Here is a 15,391-nt window from a genome sequence, read left to right as displayed (position 1 = left end):
TCGGGGCATGAGCAACCTCGAGCCGCGCCCCGACGCGCACGAGCTGGGCGGGCTGGCCTCGACGTCGGCGCGTCCGGCGCTGGACCTGCTGCCGGGCAAGGAGGTGCTGCTCGGCGAGGGCACCCCGGTGCGCCGGCTGCTGCCCACGTTGGGCCGGCGGCTGGTGGGCGCCTGGGCGTTCGTCGACCACTACGGCCCCGACGACCTCGGGTCGTCGGCGGGCATGCAGGTGCTGCCGCACCCGCACACCGGGCTGCAGACGGTGTCCTGGCTGCTGGAGGGCGAGGTGCACCACCGCGACTCGCTCGGCAGCGACGTCGTCATCCGGCCCCGGGAGCTCGCGCTGATGACCGCCGGGCACGCGATCGCGCACGCCGAGCAGTCACCCGTCGAGCACCCGCGGCTGCTGCACGGCGCCCAGCTGTGGGTGGCGCTGCCCGACGGCGCCCGGGACACCGCGCCGGCGTTCGAGCACCACACCACCCTGCCGGGGTTCGACTCCGACGGCGTGCGGGCGACCGTGCTGATGGGGTCGGTCGGCGGCGCGACCTCACCGGGGACCGCGCACACCCCGCTGGTCGGCGTCGACCTCGCGCTGGCCGCCGGCGCCGACGTCGAGCTGCCGCTCGAGCCGGACTTCGAGCACGCCGTGCTGGTGGCCTCCGGGGCCGCCGACGTCGAGGGTGCGCCGCTGACCCCGGGCGCGATGCTCTACCTGGGCACCGGACGGCGCACCGTGCGGCTGCGCACCGAGGCCCCGGCGCAGCTGCTGCTGCTGGGCGGCGAGCCGTTCGAGGAGCGGATCGTCATGTGGTGGAACTTCGTCGGCCGGTCCGGCGAGGAGATCGCCGAGTACGCGAGCGCGTGGGCCGAGGGCGACCGGTTCGACGACGTCCCCGGCTTCGACGGCTACCGGCTGCCCGCTCCTGCCCTGCCGCCGCTGCCGCTGAAGGCGCGCGGCCGGGAGCGCTGAACGGACGCCGTGGCCGGGGGTCTTGACGCCGCACTTGCTATTCACAAGTGTGAGGGCGTCCACAGACCACGCGAAGGAGACCCCCGATGACCTCGATGTTCGTCAACCTGCCGGTGACCGACCTGGAGCGGGCCAAGGCCTTCTACACGGCGATCGGCTTCACCCTCAACCCGCAGTTCACCGACCACAACGCCGCCTGCGTCGTCGTCGAGGACGGCCACAGCTACTTCATGATCCTGGTGCGCGAGTTCTTCCAGACCTTCACCGACCTGCCGATCGGGGACCCGAAGGTGAACCCGTCGGTCTCGACCGCGATCTTCCTGGACAGCCGGGACCAGGTCGACGCCACCACCGCCAAGGGCCTGGCCGCCGGTGGATCGGAGCCGCGCCCCGCCTCCGACTACGGCTTCATGTACCAGCGGCAGCTCACCGACCCCGACGGCAACGTGCTGGAGTTCGGCTGGATGGACCCGGTCGCCGCCGAGCAGGGCCCCGAGGCGTTCGCGCAGCAGCAGCAGGCCTGAGGTCGGTGGCCGCGCGCGAGTACGGGCAGTACGACGGCGTCGCGCGGGCCCTGGAGCTCGTCGGCGAGCGCTGGGCGCTGCTCATCGTCCGCGACCTGCTCGTCGGGCCGCGCCGCTACGGGGAGCTCGCCGCGGGGCTCCCCCGCATCCCGAGCAACATCCTGGCGGCGCGGCTCAAGGAGCTGCAGGCGGCCGGCGTCCTCCGCCGGGCGCCGCGCTCGCGGGTCGTCGTCTACGAGCTGACGCCCTACGGCCGCGAGCTGGAGCCGCTCGTGCTCGGGCTCGGCGCGTGGGGGGTCAAGGCCCTGGGCGACCCGCGGGAGGACCAGATCGTCACCCCCGACGCGATGACGATCTCGCTGCGCACCGCCTTCCGGCCGCAGGTGGCGGCGGAGCTGCCGGCAACCGCCTACGCGGCACGGCTCGGGGCCGCCGAGCTGCTCATCCGGGTGGACGGCCCCACCCTGGACGTGACCGGCGGGAGCGGACCGGTCGACCTCGCCTTCACCGCGGGCCCGGGCATCCACCGGCTGATGACCGGCGAGCTCGCCCCGGAGCGGGCCATCGCGACCGGCGTGGTCGAGGTGCTGCGCGGACGGGGCGACCTGCTCGACCGCTTCGCGGACACCTTCCACCTGGCCGCCTGAGCCGGGCCGGGGCGCAGCGGCCCCGGCCCGGTGGTCAGTCGGTGGCGCGCAGGGCGTTCCACTCGGTGCGGCGGCGGGCCTGCTCGTCGGGGTCGGGCACCGGGAGCGAGGCGAGCAGCCGCTGGGTGTAGGAGTGCTGCGGCGCCCCGAGCACCTCCGCGCCGGTGCCCTCCTCGACCAGCTTGCCCCGGTAGAGGACGGCGATCTTGTCGGCCAGCAGGTCGACGACGGCGAGGTCGTGGCTGATGAACAGCGCCGCGAACCCCAGCTCCTTCTGCAGCTCGTCGAAGAGCTCCAGCACCCGGGCCTGCACCGAGACGTCGAGGGCCGAGGTGGGCTCGTCGGCGATCAGCAGCTCCGGCTGCAGCGCCAGCCCGCGGGCCAGGCTGGCGCGCTGCCGCTGCCCGCCGGACAGCTCGTGCGGGTAGCGGTCGCCGAAGTGCTTCGGCAGCTGGACCGCCTCCAGCAGCTCGTCGACCCGGGCGCGGGCGGCGCGCGGGTCCTTGGCGCGCTTGTGCACCACGAGCGGCTCGGCGACCGCGTCGGCGATGGTGAGCAGCGGGTTGAAGCTGGACGCCGGGTCCTGGAAGACGAACCCGATCCGCTCGCGCACCGGCCGGAACGCGCGCTCCTTGAAGCCGTTCATCTCCGCGCCCAGCACCTGCAGCGACCCACCGGTGACCTTGGTCAGCCCGGCCATCGCGCGGCCGATGGTGGTCTTGCCGCTGCCGCTCTCCCCGACCAGGCCGAGGACCTCGCCCGGGCGGATGGAGAAGCTGACGCCGTCCACGGCGGTGAAGTCCGGCTGGCGGAGCCGCCCGGGGTACACGATCCGCAGGTCGCGGGCCTCGACGACCGGTGCGACCTCCGCCCAGCCCGGCGCCCGCCGGGCCGCCCGCTCCCGGGTGTGCGCGACACCCTGGCCCAGCCGCGGCACGGCGGCCAGCAGCTGCTGGGTGTAGGGGTCCTGCGGGGCGCTGAACAGCGTCCGGACGTCGGCCTGCTCGACGATCTCGCCCTGGTACATGACCGCCACCCGGTCGGCGAGGTCGGCGACCACGCCCATGTTGTGGGTGATCAGCACGATCGCGGCGCCGAAGTCGTCCCGGCAGCGGCGCAGCAGCTCGAGGATCTCGGCCTGCACGGTCACGTCCAGCGCCGTCGTCGGTTCGTCGGCGATGATCACGCCGGGGTCGAGCACGAGCGCCTGGGCGATGACGATGCGCTGCTTCTGCCCGCCGGAGAACTGGTGCGGGTAGTGGTCGATCCGGTGCTCGGGGTCGGGGATGCCGACCCGGCGCAGCACGTCGACCGCCTTGGCCCGGGCCTCCTTGCGGCTGAGCTTCCCGTGCGCGCGCAGCCCCTCGATGATCTGCCAGCCGACCGGGTAGACCGGGTTGAGCGAGGTCGACGGCTCCTGGAACACCATCGCGGCGTCCTCGCCGCGCACCTCGCGCAGCGCCGCGCCGCGCAGCGGGACGACGTCCTGGGAGCTGCCGCCGTCCCTGCTGGTCAGCACCACCGCACCGCGCACCCGGGCGGTCTCCGGGAGCAGGCCGAGGATGCTGCGCGCGGTCACGGTCTTACCGCTGCCGCTCTCGCCGACGATGGCCAGCACCTCGCCGGCCTGCACCTGGAGGCTGACCCCGGAGACGGCGTCGACGGTGCCGGCGTCGGTGGCGAAGGAGATCTGCAGGTCGGTGATGTCGACGACGGCGCTCACCCGCCCCACACCCCGCCCACGGCGATGTCCGTGGCGACGACCGCGCCACCGGGCTCGACGGTGCCGGCCGGCGGCGGTCCGTCCGCGGCCGCCCGGCGGCTGCGCAGCCGCGGGTCGGCCAGGTCGTTGAGGCTCTCCCCGACGAGGGTCAGGCCGAGCACGGTCAGCACGATCGCGACTCCCGGGAAGATCGACGTCCACCAGATGCCGCTGGAGACGTCGGCGATGGACTGCTTGAGGTCGTAGCCCCACTCGGCCGCCGAGGTGGGCTGGATGCCGAAGCCGAGGAAGCCCAGCCCGGCGAGGGTGAGGATCGCCTCGGAGGCGTTGAGGGTGAGGATCAGCGGCAGCGTGCGGGTGGCGTTGCGCAGCACGTGCCGGGCCATGATCCGCCAGTTGCTGGCCCCGATCACCCGGGCCGACTCGACGAACGCCTCGGACTTGATCCGGACCGTCTCGGCCCGGACCACCCGGAAGTACTGCGGGATGAAGACGACCGTGATCGAGATGGCTGCCGCGAGCACACCCCCGATGAGGCTGGACTGGCCGCCGCTGATGGCGATGGCCACGACGATGGCCAGCAGCAGCGACGGGAAGGCGTAGACCGCGTCGCAGACCACGACCAGGAGCCGGTCCAGCCAGCCGCCGAAGTAGCCCGACACCAGGCCGAGCAGCACGCCGGCGACGACGGACAGCAGGACGGCGATGACGATGACCGCCAGCGCGGTCCGGGTGCCCCAGATGACCCGGGAGAGCACGTCGTACCCACCGACCGTCGTCCCGAGCAGGTGGTTGCCCGAGGGGCGCGCCTGGGAGCCGAACGGGCCGTTCGCGTCGCGCAGCTGGTCGTACTCGTACGGCGCCAGCAGCGGCGCGAAGACGGCGGTGAGCACGAAGACGCCGGTCAGCACCAGCCCGGCAACCAGCATGCCGCGCTGCAGCCCGACGCTCTGCCGGACCTGCTTGACCAGCGGCAGCCCGCGCCAGGTCCGCTTCCGGACCGGGCTGTCCACGGTGGTCGCGGTGGCCATCTCAGTACCTCACCCGGGGGTCGATGAGCGCGGCGATGATGTCGACGATGAAGTTGGTGACGGCGACGATCACCGCGAGCAGGGCGACGATCCCCTGCACCGCCACGAAGTCACGGGCGGAGAGGTACTGGAACAGCTGGAAGCCCAGGCCCTTCCACTCGAAGGTCGTCTCGGTCAGCACCGCGCCGCCGAGCAGGACGGCGATCTGCAGGCCGATGACGGTGATGATCGGGATGAGCGCCGGCCGGTAGGCGTGCTTGCGCAGCAGCCGGGACTCGGACACCCCGCGGGAGCGGGCCGCCTCGACGTACCCGGAGCCGAGGGTGCCGATGACGTTGGTGCGCACCAGCCGCAGGAAGATGCCGGCGGTCAGCAGGCCGAGCGCGATTGCCGGCAGGACGGCGTGCTGCAGCACGTCCTTGACGGCCTCGGGGTCACCGAGGCGGATCGCGTCGAGCAGGTAGATGTTGGTCGGGTTGTCCATCGTGGCGAACTGGATCTCGGTGCCGGTGGAGGCCCGCCCGGCAACGGGCAGCCAGTCCAGCCACACCGAGAAGACCAGCTTGAGGACCAGCCCGGCGAAGAACACCGGGGTGGCGTAGCAGAGGATCGCGAAGACCCGCAGGACCGCGTCGGGGTACTTGTCCCGGAAGTAGGCGGCCAGCAGGCCCAGCGGGATGCCGACGATGAACGCCACGATCAGCGCGTAGAAGACGAGCTCGAGGGTGGCCGCGCCGAAGGTCTTGAGCACGTCCAGCACCGGCCGGCGGTCGCTCAGGGTCGTCCCGAAGTCGCCGTGCGCGATGTCGCCGAGGTAGGAGAAGTACTGGGAGATGAGCGGCCGGTCGTAGCCAGCGGCGCGGATGCGCTCGGCCAGCTGGTCGGCCGGCAGCCGGCCACCGAGAGCCGCGGTGATCGGGTCGCCGGTGGTCCGCATCAGGAAGAAGACGGCCGTCACCAGGATGAAGATCGTCGGGAAGATCAGCAGGAAGCGGATCAGCAGGTAGCTGCCGAGGCCGCCACCGCTGCGCGTCCGTTCCGCCGGGGCGTCGCCCGTGGGGTCGGTGGAGCCGGCGGTCAGCTCCGTCGTGGTCGTGGTCATCGCTCCCAGTCCATCAGTACGGCTCCCCGGCCGGTGCGGCAGGGCCGGACGTGCGGAGCCCCGGGCGACCCGCGTCGTGCGGGTCGCCCGGGGCCGTGTGCGGTGTCGATCAGCCGGTCAGCGGCTGATCAGCCCTTGGACAGGACGCCGTAGCGGAACTTGAAGGACGCGTCCAGCGTGTCCTCCGTGCCGCTGACGTCGGTACCGACGACGGCGACCTGGGATCCCTGCAGGTAGGGGACGGTGGCCAGGTCCTTGGCGACCTCCGTCTGCACCTGCTCGATGAGCTGCTGGCGGGCGGCCGGGTCCGTGGCCGTCACCTCCTGCTGGATGAGCGCGTTCACCGCGTCGTTCTGGTAGTGGTTCTGCAGGAACGCGGTGCTCTCCGGGGTGTTCAGGAAGAACGGCGTCAGGTAGTTGTCGGCGTCGGAGAAGTCCGGGAACCAGCCGAGCTGGTAGGCCGGGTAGACGTCGGCGACGCGGTCCTTGGAGTACTGCACCCACTCGGTGGTCTGCAGGTTCACGGTGAACAGGCCGCTGGACTCCAGCTGGTCCTTGATCAGCGCGTACTCGTCACCCGAGGACGGCCCGTAGTGGTCGCTGGAGTACTGCAGGCTGAGCTCGATCGGCGTGGTCACGCCGGCCGCGGCCAGCCGCTCCTTGGCCTTGTCGACGTCCGGGCCACCGTTGCCGTCGCCGTAGGCGTCCTTCAGCGGGGTGATGGCGCCGGTCAGGCCCTCGGGGACGAAGGAGTACAGCGGGGTGTAGGTGCCCTTGTAGACCTGGTCGGCGAGCTCCTGCCGGTCGATCAGGTCGGCGACCGCCTGGCGCACGGCCAGCGCCTTGGCCGGGTCGGCCTCCGGGGTGGTCGCGCCGAAGGGCTGGGTGTTGAAGTTGAAGGTGATGTAGCGGATCTCCCCACCGGGGCCGTCGATCACCTGCACGTTGTCGTTGCCGCGCAGGTCGGCGATGTCGGTGGCCGAGAGGCTGCGGAAGGCGACGTCGATGTTGCCCTCCTGGATGTCCAGCTTCAGGTTCGAGGCGTCGGCGTAGTACTTGACGTTGACCGTGTCGGTCTTCGGCGCGCCGAGGACACCCTGGTAGTCGGGGTTCGCCTCGTAGGAGACCAGGTTGTTCTGGTCGTAGTTGGTGATCGTGTACGGGCCGGCGAAGGACTCGCCCGCGACGATGTCGGCGTCCGGGGTGAGCGCGTCGGCCGACAGCACCTCCTCGTCGACGATCGGGCCCACGTTGGTGGACAGGATCTGCGCGAAGGTCTGGTCGTTGCCGACCTTGAGCTTGAACACGACCGTGGTGTCGTCCGGCGCCTCGACGCTGGCGAGGTTGGCCAGCAGCGAGGCCGGGCCGTTCTCGTCGTTGATCGTCAGGATGCGGTCGAAGCTGAACTTGACGTCCGAGGAGGTCAGGTCGTGGCCGTTGACGAAGGTCAGACCGGGCTTGAGCGTGACCGTGAAGTCGGTCGGCGAGGTGAACTCGGCGGACTCCGCGATGTCCGGCTGGACGTCGGGGTTGCCCGGCGTCGTGTTCATCAGGAACGGGTAGACCTGGTTCATCACCGCGAACGAGCCGTTGTCGTAGGCGCCGGCGGGGTCGATCGTGGTGATCTTGTCGCTGGTGCCGATCGTCAGGCTGCCGCCGCCGCCCGAGCCGCCGCCGCTGTCGCCGTCGTCGCTGCTGCCGCCGCCGCAGGCGGCCAGCGCGAGCGCTGCCGCCGTGATGCCTGCCGTCGCGACCAGCGTGCGCCGGCCGTTCCTGGACACGGAGTTCATCCGCTACCTCGATCTCGTGGGAGGCGGCCTGCGGGCGCACGGTGGCGCAGCACCGCAGCCGCCAGTGGCCATCGGAAGTCCATGACTAACACACCGGTCCCACGGTGTGAGAAGCGCGGATGAGGCTGTGATCGTGTTGTGACCACGGCCGGACGCCGGTGTGGTGCGGGCCGCTCAGAAGCGGCCGCCACCACCGTGCCGTCCCCGGCTGCCCGACCCGCCGAAGCTGCCGCCGCCGCCACGGCCACCCCCGCCACGGCCGCCACCGCCGAGGCCCCCGCCACCGAAGCCGCCACCGAACCCACCGCCACCGAACCCACCGCCACCGAAGCTGCCGCCGCCGAACCCGCCGCGGGAGCCGCCGGCCAGGATGCCGCCGAGCACCAGGCTGCCCAGGTCGACCCCGGGCCCGCGGCCGTACCCGCCTCCGCGGCCGCCGCCGTACGCCGGGCCGCCGTAGCCGGGGCCGCCCGGCCCGCTGGACCACTGGTCCACGTCGGCCTGGGCCAGGTCCAGGGCCTGCTGCGCCAGGGTGGCCGCCTGCTGCGCGTCGCGCAGGGCACCGACCGGGTCCCCGGGACCGTTCGCGACGGCGGCGTCCAGCCGCCGCTGGGCCTCGGCGAGCCGGGTGCGCGCCTCCGGACCGATGGCGCCGCGCCGGGTGCTGATGAAGTCCGCCGCCGCGTCGATCGTCGACCGGGCGGTGAGCACGGTCTGGTCCAGCGCCGCGGTGGCCCGGCGGGCCTGGGTGGCGGCGTCACGGGCGCCGGCGAGGGCCTGGTCGAGGGCGCCGTCGGCCTCCTCCAGCTGGCGCACCACCGCGAGCGGGTCCGGTCGCTGGCCGCCGGCCACGGCACCGGTGGCGGCGAGCGCCGCCTCCGCGCGGGCCACCAGGGGGCCGAGACCGGTGGGGTCGCCGGGGGTGCTGGCCAGCAGGGAGCGCGCCTCGGCGAGGTCCTGCTCGGTCTCGGCCCGGACCGCGGCGAGCCGGGTGGGCGCCGCCTCGAGGTCGGCGGCCAGCCGGCCGATGCCGTCGAGCAGCGTGCCGCTCTGCGCGACGGCGTCCTCGGCGACCCGCAGCGAGCCGACCGCCTGCCCGGCCTGCCCGGCCTGGACGTGACCGCGGGCCTCCTCGACCTCGGCGGCGGCCGCCTCCAGCCGGGCCCGCGCCTGGGCGACGTTGTCCGCGACCGGCGCGAGGGCCGAGTCGGCGAACCGCTGGCGCAGCGCGGCCAGCCGCTGCTCCTCCTGCGGCAGCCGGGCCTGGAGGGCGGCCACCTGCGGCGTGAGCCGGTCCAGCGCCTGCGGTGCGGTGCGCTCCAGGTCGCGCAGCTGGTCGAACGCCGCGGCCTGGGCGTCCAGCCGCGCGTCGGCGGCACCGGTCAGCCGGAGCACCTCCGCGAGCATCCGGCGCTTGGTCGGCTCGTCCTCGGGGATCTCGTCGTCCAGCTGCTGGCGGAGGGTGAACGCCTGCTGCATCTCCGACTGCGACTGCGCCAGGGCCTCCGCGAACCCCGCGACCGGCTCGTCGCCGTACTGGGCGCGGGCGAAGTCGAGCTCGAGCGAGGAGGTGCGGACCGCCTCGTCGACCTCCAGCAGGGCGCCGCTGGCCCGGAAGGTCAGCTGCTCGGTGGTCTCGTCCGGGAACGGGTCGGCGGCCCGGGCTGCGGCCACCTGCTGGGCCGCGGCCTGCTTGCGCCGCCTGCGGTTGCGGGTCAGCACGTAGCCGCCGCCACCCACGACGGCGATCGCCGCGATGACCCCGAGCGCCGCTCCGCCACCGCCGGAGCCGTCGTCCCCGCTGGGCCCGACGTCTCCGCCCAGCCCGTCGGCGACGGCGACGACCGCGCCCTCCCAGTCGCCGGCCGACAGCTCCGGCTCGACGTCGGAGGTGAGGAACTCGTCGATCTCCGCCTCCGACTGCGGGACCGCGTTGCCGACGGAGAGCCCGTAGAGGCCGTCGTCGACGGCGACCGCGAAGACCGCGTCCTCCGATCCCAGTCCGGTCGCCGCGGCGGTGGCGTCGGCCCATGCCTGGCCGTCCTGCCCGTCGAAGCTGTCGACGAAGACGACGAACAGCTGGACACCGGCGTCGGACTCGACGCTGTCGATGGCCGACTGCGCCTCGGCGGGGTCGTCCAGCACCCCGGCGGCGTCGGTGAGCTCCCGGGTCAGGTCGCTGGGCGGCGAGGCGGCCGCGGTGCCGGTGACCAGCAGCGGGGCGGCCAGCACGGAGAGGGCGGCGACCAGTCGGGGGAGGCGGGACATGCCCCCATCGTCGCTGATCAGGCCGCGGCAGGGGTGGGTGGTGCGCCGACCGCGTGCAGCCGGCGCTTGGCCACGGCGATCGGCAGCTGGCCGACCAGGGCGGGGAGCAGCCACCACACCGGATTGCCGGTCTCGGCGATCAGCACCCCGGTGACCAGCGCGATGTAGGACCCGCCCAGCAGGTGCGGCTGCCAGCTCCGCCAGCCCGGCCAGTTCCGCCGCCGGGCCAGCGCCCCGGTGACCGCGAGCACCTCGGTGGCGACCGCGACCGGCAGCAGCCAGGCCAGCTGGGGGTCGGTGACGGCGAGGACCCCGGCGGAGACGGCGACCCCGGCGACCACCGCCTGGTAAGCCGCCGCCAGGCCGGTCGCCGGGCGGCCACGGAGCCGGGCGGCCGCCCACGCCGGGCCGAGCAGCAGCCCCCCGCTGCCCAGCAGGACGTGCACCGCCAGGACGACGTTCCGCACACCGACCACCCCCTGCGGCCGACCGCCGCGGTCCGGCGCCCGGTCGCGGAGGTGCCGCCGCAGGGCGTGCACCCAGCCTGTCCCGGGGCCTCGCCCCGGGACAGGTGCCAGATGTCAGGTCCTGCTCAGCCGGCGATCTCCGCCATCACCGAGAAGGAGGCGCCCCACGGGTCGGCGAGGACGGCGAACCGGCCGAACTCGGTGTCCTGGGCGGCCATCAGGACCTTGCCGCCGCCCGCCTCGACCGCCCGGACCGCCTCGTCGGTGGAGGCCACCGAGAAGCAGGTCGACCAGCCCGTGGGCAGCCCCGGGTCGGTGCCGCTGAGCCCACCCAGCGGCCGGTCGCCGGTGGCGAAGGTGGTGTAGCCCTCGGCGCCGGCGACCTCCTCCCAGCGGAACCCGAACACCGCGCCGTAGAACTCCCGCGCCGCAGCCGGGTCGGCGACGGCCGCCTCGTTCCAGACCAGCGCGCCGGGTTCGTTGAACACCTCGACCCCGGTCGTCTCCCCGGCCTGCCACAGGCCGAAGGGGTTGCCCTGCGGGTCGGCGGCGATCGCCATCCGCCCGGCGGGACCGACGTCCATAGGTCCGGCGAGCACCGTGCCGCCCGCGCCGGTGATCGCGGCGGCGGTGGCGTCGGCGTCGTCGGTGGCGAAGTACGTCGTCCAGCGGGGCGGGTCGTCGGGGCTCTGCTGCGGGCCCATGCCGGCCGCCTTGCGGCCGTCGCGCAGGCACATCGCGTAGCCGCCGTCCTCCGGGCCACCGCCGGAGTACGTCCAGCCGAGGAACGACGCGTAGAACGCCTGCGCCGCGTCCATGTCGGGGGTGCCGAGGTCGACCCAGCACGGCGTGCCGGACGGCCAGGGGGTGTCGCGAGTGGGCATGACTCCTCCTCGGGTCGGGAGGTCGACCGTCCCACCGGGCACCGACAGATCCGGTGCCCCGGCGCGCGAGGTCTGCACGCCGCTGCGCGGGGTAGGGAGGTCGGCACCCACCGAGACCAGGAGGCCGGAGCCCGTCATGGACACCGCACCCGAGCCCGATCGCGTCCCCGCCGCCGACCTGCCGCCGGGTGCCGTGCGCCCGGCCGGGCAGTGGGCGGTGGTCAACGACCGCGGCCGGCTCGCCGCCGTCTCGCGCCGGTGCCGGCACCAGCTCGCCGACCTGGCCCAGGGCAGCGTGGACGCCGAGGGGTGCCTGGTGTGCCCGTGGCACCAGGCCCGCTACGACCTGCACACCGGCGAGATGGTGTCCGGTCCGCGCGGCTTCCTCGGCTACCACGGCCCGACCCCCGGCTACTCCGGGCTGGTGAAGCGGTTCGGCCAGCTCGTCCGGCTCCGCGTCCGCCGCGCCGTCCGCCGCGGGGACGACGTCGTCGTCCTGGACTGAGCGGAGTGCCAGGGGCGCGTTTCCCGCGCCCTGGCACTCCGCTCAGGCGATGCGGCGGCGGCCCTCGAAGGCGCGGCCCAGGGTGACCTCGTCGGCGTACTCGAGGTCACCGCCGACCGGCAGGCCGCTGGCCAGCCGGGAGACCTCCATGCCCAGCGGGTTGACCAGCCGGGCCAGGTAGGCGGCGGTCGCCTCGCCCTCGAGGTTGGGGTCGGTGGCGATGATCAGCTCGGTGACCTGACCGTCCATCAGCCGGGTCATCAGCTCCTTGACCCGCAGGTCGTCGGGGCCGATGCCCTCGATCGGGCTGATCGCGCCGCCGAGCACGTGGTACCGGCCCTTGAACTCGCGGGTGCGCTCGATCGCCACGACGTCCTTGGGCTCCTCGACGACGCAGATGACGTCGAGCGACCGCCGCGGGTCGCGGCAGATCCGGCACTGCTCGCCCTCGGCGACGTTGTAGCAGGTCACGCAGAAGCGGACCTCGGCCTGCACCCGCTGCAGGGCGGCGACGAGCCGGCCCACGTCGGCCGACTCGGCGGCCAGCAGGTGGAAGGCGATGCGCTGCGCGCTCTTGGGACCGACGCCGGGCAGCCGCCCGAGCTCGTCGATGAGGTCCTGGACAGCGCCCTCGTACACGGTTCTCCTTCGAGTGGGACGGCGGGACGCCGCCCCGGGTGGGTCAGAAGCCGGGCAGACCCAGCCCGCCGCCGAGGCCGCCCGTGACGGGGCCCATCGTGGCGGCGGCGAGCTCGTTCACGGCCCGCTGGGCGTCCCGCAGCGCGGCGACGACCAGGTCCTGCAGGGTCTCGACGTCGTCGGGGTCGACGGCGGCCGGGGCGATGGTGAGGGCGACGACGTCACCGTTGCCGGTCATCGTGGCCGTCACCAGGCCACCACCGGCCGAGCCGGTCACCTCGCTGGTGGCCAGCTGCTGCTGCGCGTCGGCGAGCGCCTGCTGCATCTTCTGCGCCTGCTGCAGCAACTGGCTCATGTCGGGCTGGCCACCGGGTCCCATGACTGGAGCGTAGGTGCTGCTGCCGACAGTCGTGGCCGACTCCCCGGTCCCGATCTCGTCCGGTGCGGGTCGGTCAGCCCTCGGCCGGCCCCGGCCCGGCCCGCCGGGCCGGTTCGTCGAGGCAGGCGAGGTCCGCCTCGACCGGCGGCACCCCGGGCAGCGGCGAGGGCGCGTCCCGGGAGACGGCGAGGCCGTCGAGCAGCAGGGTGACGTACCGCTGCCGCAGGTCCGGCCGGTCCGGGCCGCCGATCTGGCTGAGCGTCGCGGTGGCGATGGCGATGTCCAGCGCGGACACGTCCGCCCGGAGCACACCGGCGGACTGGGCGCGGGTGACCAGCAGCGCGACCGCCGGCTCGATCCGGGCCCGCCCCCGGGCGATCCGCTCGTGGCCGTAGCCGCCGGCGGTGAGCACCTGGGACAGGCCGCGATCGGCCGCCTGCGCCTCGACCCCCCAGGTGACGAAGCCGCACAGGCCGGCCCACGGGTCCGGGTCGGCGGCGGCCGCCTCGACCCGGGCCACCACCGCGTCGATCTCCTCCTCGAACAGGGCGTCGACCAGGTCACCGCGGTCGGGGAAGCGCCGGTACACCGTGCCCACGCCCACCCCGGCGACCCGGGCGATCTCGTCGAACCCGGCCCGGAGACCGCGCTGGGCGAACACCTGGCGGGCGGCGGCGAGGATCAGCCGTCGGTTGCGCTCAGCGTCCCGGCGGAGGGGGCGGGCGTCGTCGATGGCTGTGCCGACCGCTGCGTCGGCGGCGGCGACCGGGGTGACCGAGGACATGCCCCGAGGGTAGCCGAAGTGGAACAAGTCTCCGTTTCCCTTGCTAGCCTCCTCGACAGAAACGGAAACACCGCTCCACTTCTCACGGAGGACTGATGACCAGCGCCACCGGCACCGACCGGGCCACCGCGGCCCCGCCGGCGTCTCCCCCCGACCACGCGCGCCGCTGGCTCGTCCTCGCGGTGGTCGCCACCGCCCAGCTCGTCGTCGTGCTCGACGCGACCATCGTCAACATCGCCCTGCCGACCGCCCAGGCCGACCTCGGGTTCGGCAACGACGACCGGCAGTGGATCGTCACCGCCTACGCCCTGGCCTTCGGCTCGCTGCTGCTGCTCGGCGGCCGGCTGGCCGACCTGTTCGGCCGCAAGCCGCTGTTCCTCATCGGGCTGGTCGGCTTCGCCGCCGCGTCGGCCGTCGGTGGCGCCGCCGAGGGCTTCGGCCTGCTGGTCACCGCCCGCGCGGCCCAGGGCGTCTTCGGCGCCCTGCTCGCCCCCGCCGCCCTCTCGCTGCTCACCGTGACGTTCACCGACGGCCGCGAGCGCGGCCGGGCCTTCGCCATCTTCGGCGCGATCTCCGGCGGTGGCGGCGCCATCGGCCTCATCCTGGGCGGGGCGCTGACCGAGTACCTCTCCTGGCGCTGGTGCCTCTACGTCAACGTGCCGATCGCCGCGGTCGCCGTCCTGGGCGCCGTGATGTTCCTGCCCCGCGCCGACGCCCGGGAGAAGGGCGGGCCGCGGCTCGACGTCCCCGGCACCGTGCTGAGCGTCGCCGGCCTGGTGTCCCTGGTCTACGGCCTGGGCACCGCCGAGACCGACGGCTGGACGGCCACCAGCACGCTGGGCTTCATCGCGGCCGGGCTCGTGCTGCTCGTCGGCTTCGTGGTGGTCGAGACCCGCACCGCGCACCCGCTGCTGCCGATGCGGGTCGTGCTGGACCGCACCCGCGGTGGGGCGTACATCGCCGTCGCCGTGATCGGGGCCGGCATGTTCGGCGTCTTCCTGTTCCTGACCTACTACATGACGACGGTGCTCGGCTTCGCGCCGCTGCCGACCGGCGTGGCCTTCCTGCCGATGATCGTCGGGCTGACGGTCTCCGCCCAGCTTGCGCCCGTCCTGGTCAACCGGATCGGGCTGAAGATCCCGGTCGTCGCGGGCTTCCTGCTCGGCGCCGGCGGGCTGCTGCTCTTCGTCACCCTGGGCGTGGACAGCGGCTACTGGACCCACGTCTTCCCGGGCCTGGTGGTCGTCGGCCTCGGCCTCGGCCTGGCGATCGCCCCGGCGTTCGCCGCCGCCACCCTCGGGGTGGACCGCACCGACGCCGGGGTGGCCTCGGCGGCGGTGAACACCTTCCAGCAGATCGGTGGCTCGATCGCCACCGCGGTGCTCAGCGCGCTGGCCGCCGCGGCCGCCACCGACGCCCTGGCCGGGGTGGACCCGGGCGACCCGGCCGCGCTGCTGGAGGCCTCGGTGAGCAGCTACACCACGGTGTTCGCCTGGTCGGCGGCCATCTTCGCCGCCGGCGCGGTCATCTCCGCGGTGCTGCTGCCGCACGGCGCGGTCGAGCAGGACCCGGACGCCGCCCCGGTCATCGCGCACTGAGGAAGGACCCCCTCGCCCCCGGCCCCCTCGCAGGGGCCCGCGGCACGCGGAGCGTGTTGTGGGGGGCGAGGGGGTCC

At 74.0% G+C, this 15,391-nt stretch carries 15 protein-coding genes; 5 read left to right on the top strand and 10 right to left on the bottom strand.

Annotation, left to right across the window (positions count from 1 at the left end; translation table 11 throughout):
- Window positions 1–7: 7 nt before the first annotated feature.
- From MODMU_RS02740 to MODMU_RS02730, 3 genes are all read left to right on the top strand, one after another.
- Window positions 8–973: a pirin family protein gene (locus MODMU_RS02740; RefSeq protein ID WP_014738635.1), complete on the top strand. Its 966-nt coding sequence runs from the start codon at window positions 8–10 to the stop codon at window positions 971–973.
- An 86-nt stretch (window positions 974–1,059) separates the two neighbouring features.
- Window positions 1,060–1,497 (top strand): VOC family protein, encoded by a 438-nt coding sequence (locus MODMU_RS02735; RefSeq protein WP_014738634.1) that lies wholly within the window; start codon window positions 1,060–1,062, stop codon window positions 1,495–1,497.
- 5 nt (window positions 1,498–1,502) lie between these two features.
- The gene (locus tag MODMU_RS02730; protein ID WP_014738633.1) at window positions 1,503–2,144 is read left to right on the top strand and encodes a winged helix-turn-helix transcriptional regulator; all 642 of its coding nucleotides are present in this window, start codon (window positions 1,503–1,505) and stop codon (window positions 2,142–2,144) included.
- Between the two features lie 34 nt (window positions 2,145–2,178).
- Here the strand turns inward: MODMU_RS02730 and MODMU_RS02725 are convergent, their stop codons facing one another.
- From MODMU_RS02725 to MODMU_RS02695, 7 genes are all read right to left on the bottom strand, one after another.
- A complete protein-coding gene (locus MODMU_RS02725; RefSeq protein ID WP_014738632.1) occupies window positions 2,179–3,867 on the bottom strand; it encodes a dipeptide ABC transporter ATP-binding protein in 1,689 nt (562 codons plus the stop codon).
- Complete coding sequence (locus MODMU_RS02720) at window positions 3,864–4,898, bottom strand: ABC transporter permease (protein WP_014738631.1); 1,035 nt, start codon at window positions 4,896–4,898, stop codon at window positions 3,864–3,866. The genes MODMU_RS02725 and MODMU_RS02720 overlap by 4 nt, the downstream gene beginning before the upstream one ends.
- A 1-nt stretch (window position 4,899) precedes the next feature.
- Window positions 4,900–6,000: an ABC transporter permease gene (locus MODMU_RS02715; RefSeq protein ID WP_014738630.1), complete on the bottom strand. Its 1,101-nt coding sequence runs from the start codon at window positions 5,998–6,000 to the stop codon at window positions 4,900–4,902.
- A gap of 128 nt (window positions 6,001–6,128) precedes the next feature.
- Window positions 6,129–7,790 carry an ABC transporter substrate-binding protein gene (locus tag MODMU_RS02710; RefSeq protein WP_014738629.1) on the bottom strand — a complete coding sequence of 554 codons (1,662 nt, stop codon included), beginning with the start codon at window positions 7,788–7,790 and terminating at the stop codon, window positions 6,129–6,131.
- 174 nt (window positions 7,791–7,964) lie between these two features.
- Window positions 7,965–10,058, bottom strand: coding sequence for a TPM domain-containing protein (locus MODMU_RS29900; RefSeq protein WP_014738628.1), 2,094 nt, complete (start codon window positions 10,056–10,058; stop codon window positions 7,965–7,967).
- Between the two features lie 17 nt (window positions 10,059–10,075).
- Window positions 10,076–10,597, bottom strand: a complete 522-nt coding sequence (locus MODMU_RS02700; RefSeq protein ID WP_014738627.1) for a hypothetical protein — start codon at window positions 10,595–10,597, stop codon at window positions 10,076–10,078.
- 53 nt (window positions 10,598–10,650) lie between these two features.
- Complete coding sequence (locus MODMU_RS02695) at window positions 10,651–11,409, bottom strand: VOC family protein (RefSeq protein WP_014738626.1); 759 nt, start codon at window positions 11,407–11,409, stop codon at window positions 10,651–10,653.
- Between the two features lie 136 nt (window positions 11,410–11,545).
- Here MODMU_RS02695 and MODMU_RS02690 point away from each other — a divergent pair, with 136 nt between their 5' ends.
- On the top strand, window positions 11,546–11,914 hold the full coding sequence (locus MODMU_RS02690) for a Rieske (2Fe-2S) protein (protein WP_014738625.1): 369 nt from the start codon (window positions 11,546–11,548) through the stop codon (window positions 11,912–11,914).
- A gap of 42 nt (window positions 11,915–11,956) precedes the next feature.
- On the opposite strand, the gene recR is transcribed toward MODMU_RS02690, so the two are convergent.
- The 3 genes from recR to MODMU_RS02675 all read right to left on the bottom strand — a co-directional run bounded on the left by recR (window position 11,957) and on the right by MODMU_RS02675 (window position 13,716).
- Window positions 11,957–12,553, bottom strand: a complete 597-nt coding sequence (gene recR, locus MODMU_RS02685) for a recombination mediator RecR (protein ID WP_014738624.1) — start codon at window positions 12,551–12,553, stop codon at window positions 11,957–11,959.
- A 43-nt stretch (window positions 12,554–12,596) separates the two neighbouring features.
- Window positions 12,597–12,932, bottom strand: coding sequence for a YbaB/EbfC family nucleoid-associated protein (locus MODMU_RS02680; protein ID WP_014738623.1), 336 nt, complete (start codon window positions 12,930–12,932; stop codon window positions 12,597–12,599).
- A gap of 73 nt (window positions 12,933–13,005) precedes the next feature.
- Complete coding sequence (locus MODMU_RS02675) at window positions 13,006–13,716, bottom strand: TetR/AcrR family transcriptional regulator (protein ID WP_014738622.1); 711 nt, start codon at window positions 13,714–13,716, stop codon at window positions 13,006–13,008.
- Window positions 13,717–13,811: 95 nt separating this feature from the next.
- Here MODMU_RS02675 and MODMU_RS02670 point away from each other — a divergent pair, with 95 nt between their 5' ends.
- The gene (locus MODMU_RS02670) at window positions 13,812–15,314 is read left to right on the top strand and encodes a DHA2 family efflux MFS transporter permease subunit (RefSeq protein WP_014738621.1); all 1,503 of its coding nucleotides are present in this window, start codon (window positions 13,812–13,814) and stop codon (window positions 15,312–15,314) included.
- Window positions 15,315–15,391: the final 77 nt, after the last annotated feature.

The organism is Modestobacter italicus, assembly GCF_000306785.1.
In the GTDB taxonomy this organism is placed as follows: domain Bacteria; phylum Actinomycetota; class Actinomycetes; order Mycobacteriales; family Geodermatophilaceae; genus Modestobacter; species Modestobacter italicus.
Note: the sequence above shows the minus strand (reverse complement) of the source record. Positions and strands in the feature narration are given on the sequence as shown.

Bases quoted from the DNA above. Each gene is read 5' to 3' on its own strand.
- MODMU_RS02740 (WP_014738635.1), top strand. From the start codon at position 8: ATGAGCAACCTCGAGCCGCGCCCCGACGCGCACGAGCTGGGCGGGCTG.
- MODMU_RS02735 (WP_014738634.1), top strand. From the start codon at position 1,060: ATGACCTCGATGTTCGTCAACCTGCCGGTGACCGACCTGGAGCGGGCC.
- MODMU_RS02720 (WP_014738631.1), bottom strand. From the start codon at position 4,898: ATGGCCACCGCGACCACCGTGGACAGCCCGGTCCGGAAGCGGACCTGG.
- MODMU_RS02715 (WP_014738630.1), bottom strand. From the start codon at position 6,000: ATGACCACGACCACGACGGAGCTGACCGCCGGCTCCACCGACCCCACG.
- MODMU_RS02710 (WP_014738629.1), bottom strand. From the start codon at position 7,790: ATGAACTCCGTGTCCAGGAACGGCCGGCGCACGCTGGTCGCGACGGCA.
- MODMU_RS29900 (WP_014738628.1), bottom strand. From the start codon at position 10,058: ATGTCCCGCCTCCCCCGACTGGTCGCCGCCCTCTCCGTGCTGGCCGCC.
- MODMU_RS02695 (WP_014738626.1), bottom strand. From the start codon at position 11,409: ATGCCCACTCGCGACACCCCCTGGCCGTCCGGCACGCCGTGCTGGGTC.
- MODMU_RS02690 (WP_014738625.1), top strand. From the start codon at position 11,546: ATGGACACCGCACCCGAGCCCGATCGCGTCCCCGCCGCCGACCTGCCG.
- MODMU_RS02680 (WP_014738623.1), bottom strand. From the start codon at position 12,932: ATGGGACCCGGTGGCCAGCCCGACATGAGCCAGTTGCTGCAGCAGGCG.
- MODMU_RS02675 (WP_014738622.1), bottom strand. From the start codon at position 13,716: ATGTCCTCGGTCACCCCGGTCGCCGCCGCCGACGCAGCGGTCGGCACA.
- MODMU_RS02670 (WP_014738621.1), top strand. From the start codon at position 13,812: ATGACCAGCGCCACCGGCACCGACCGGGCCACCGCGGCCCCGCCGGCG.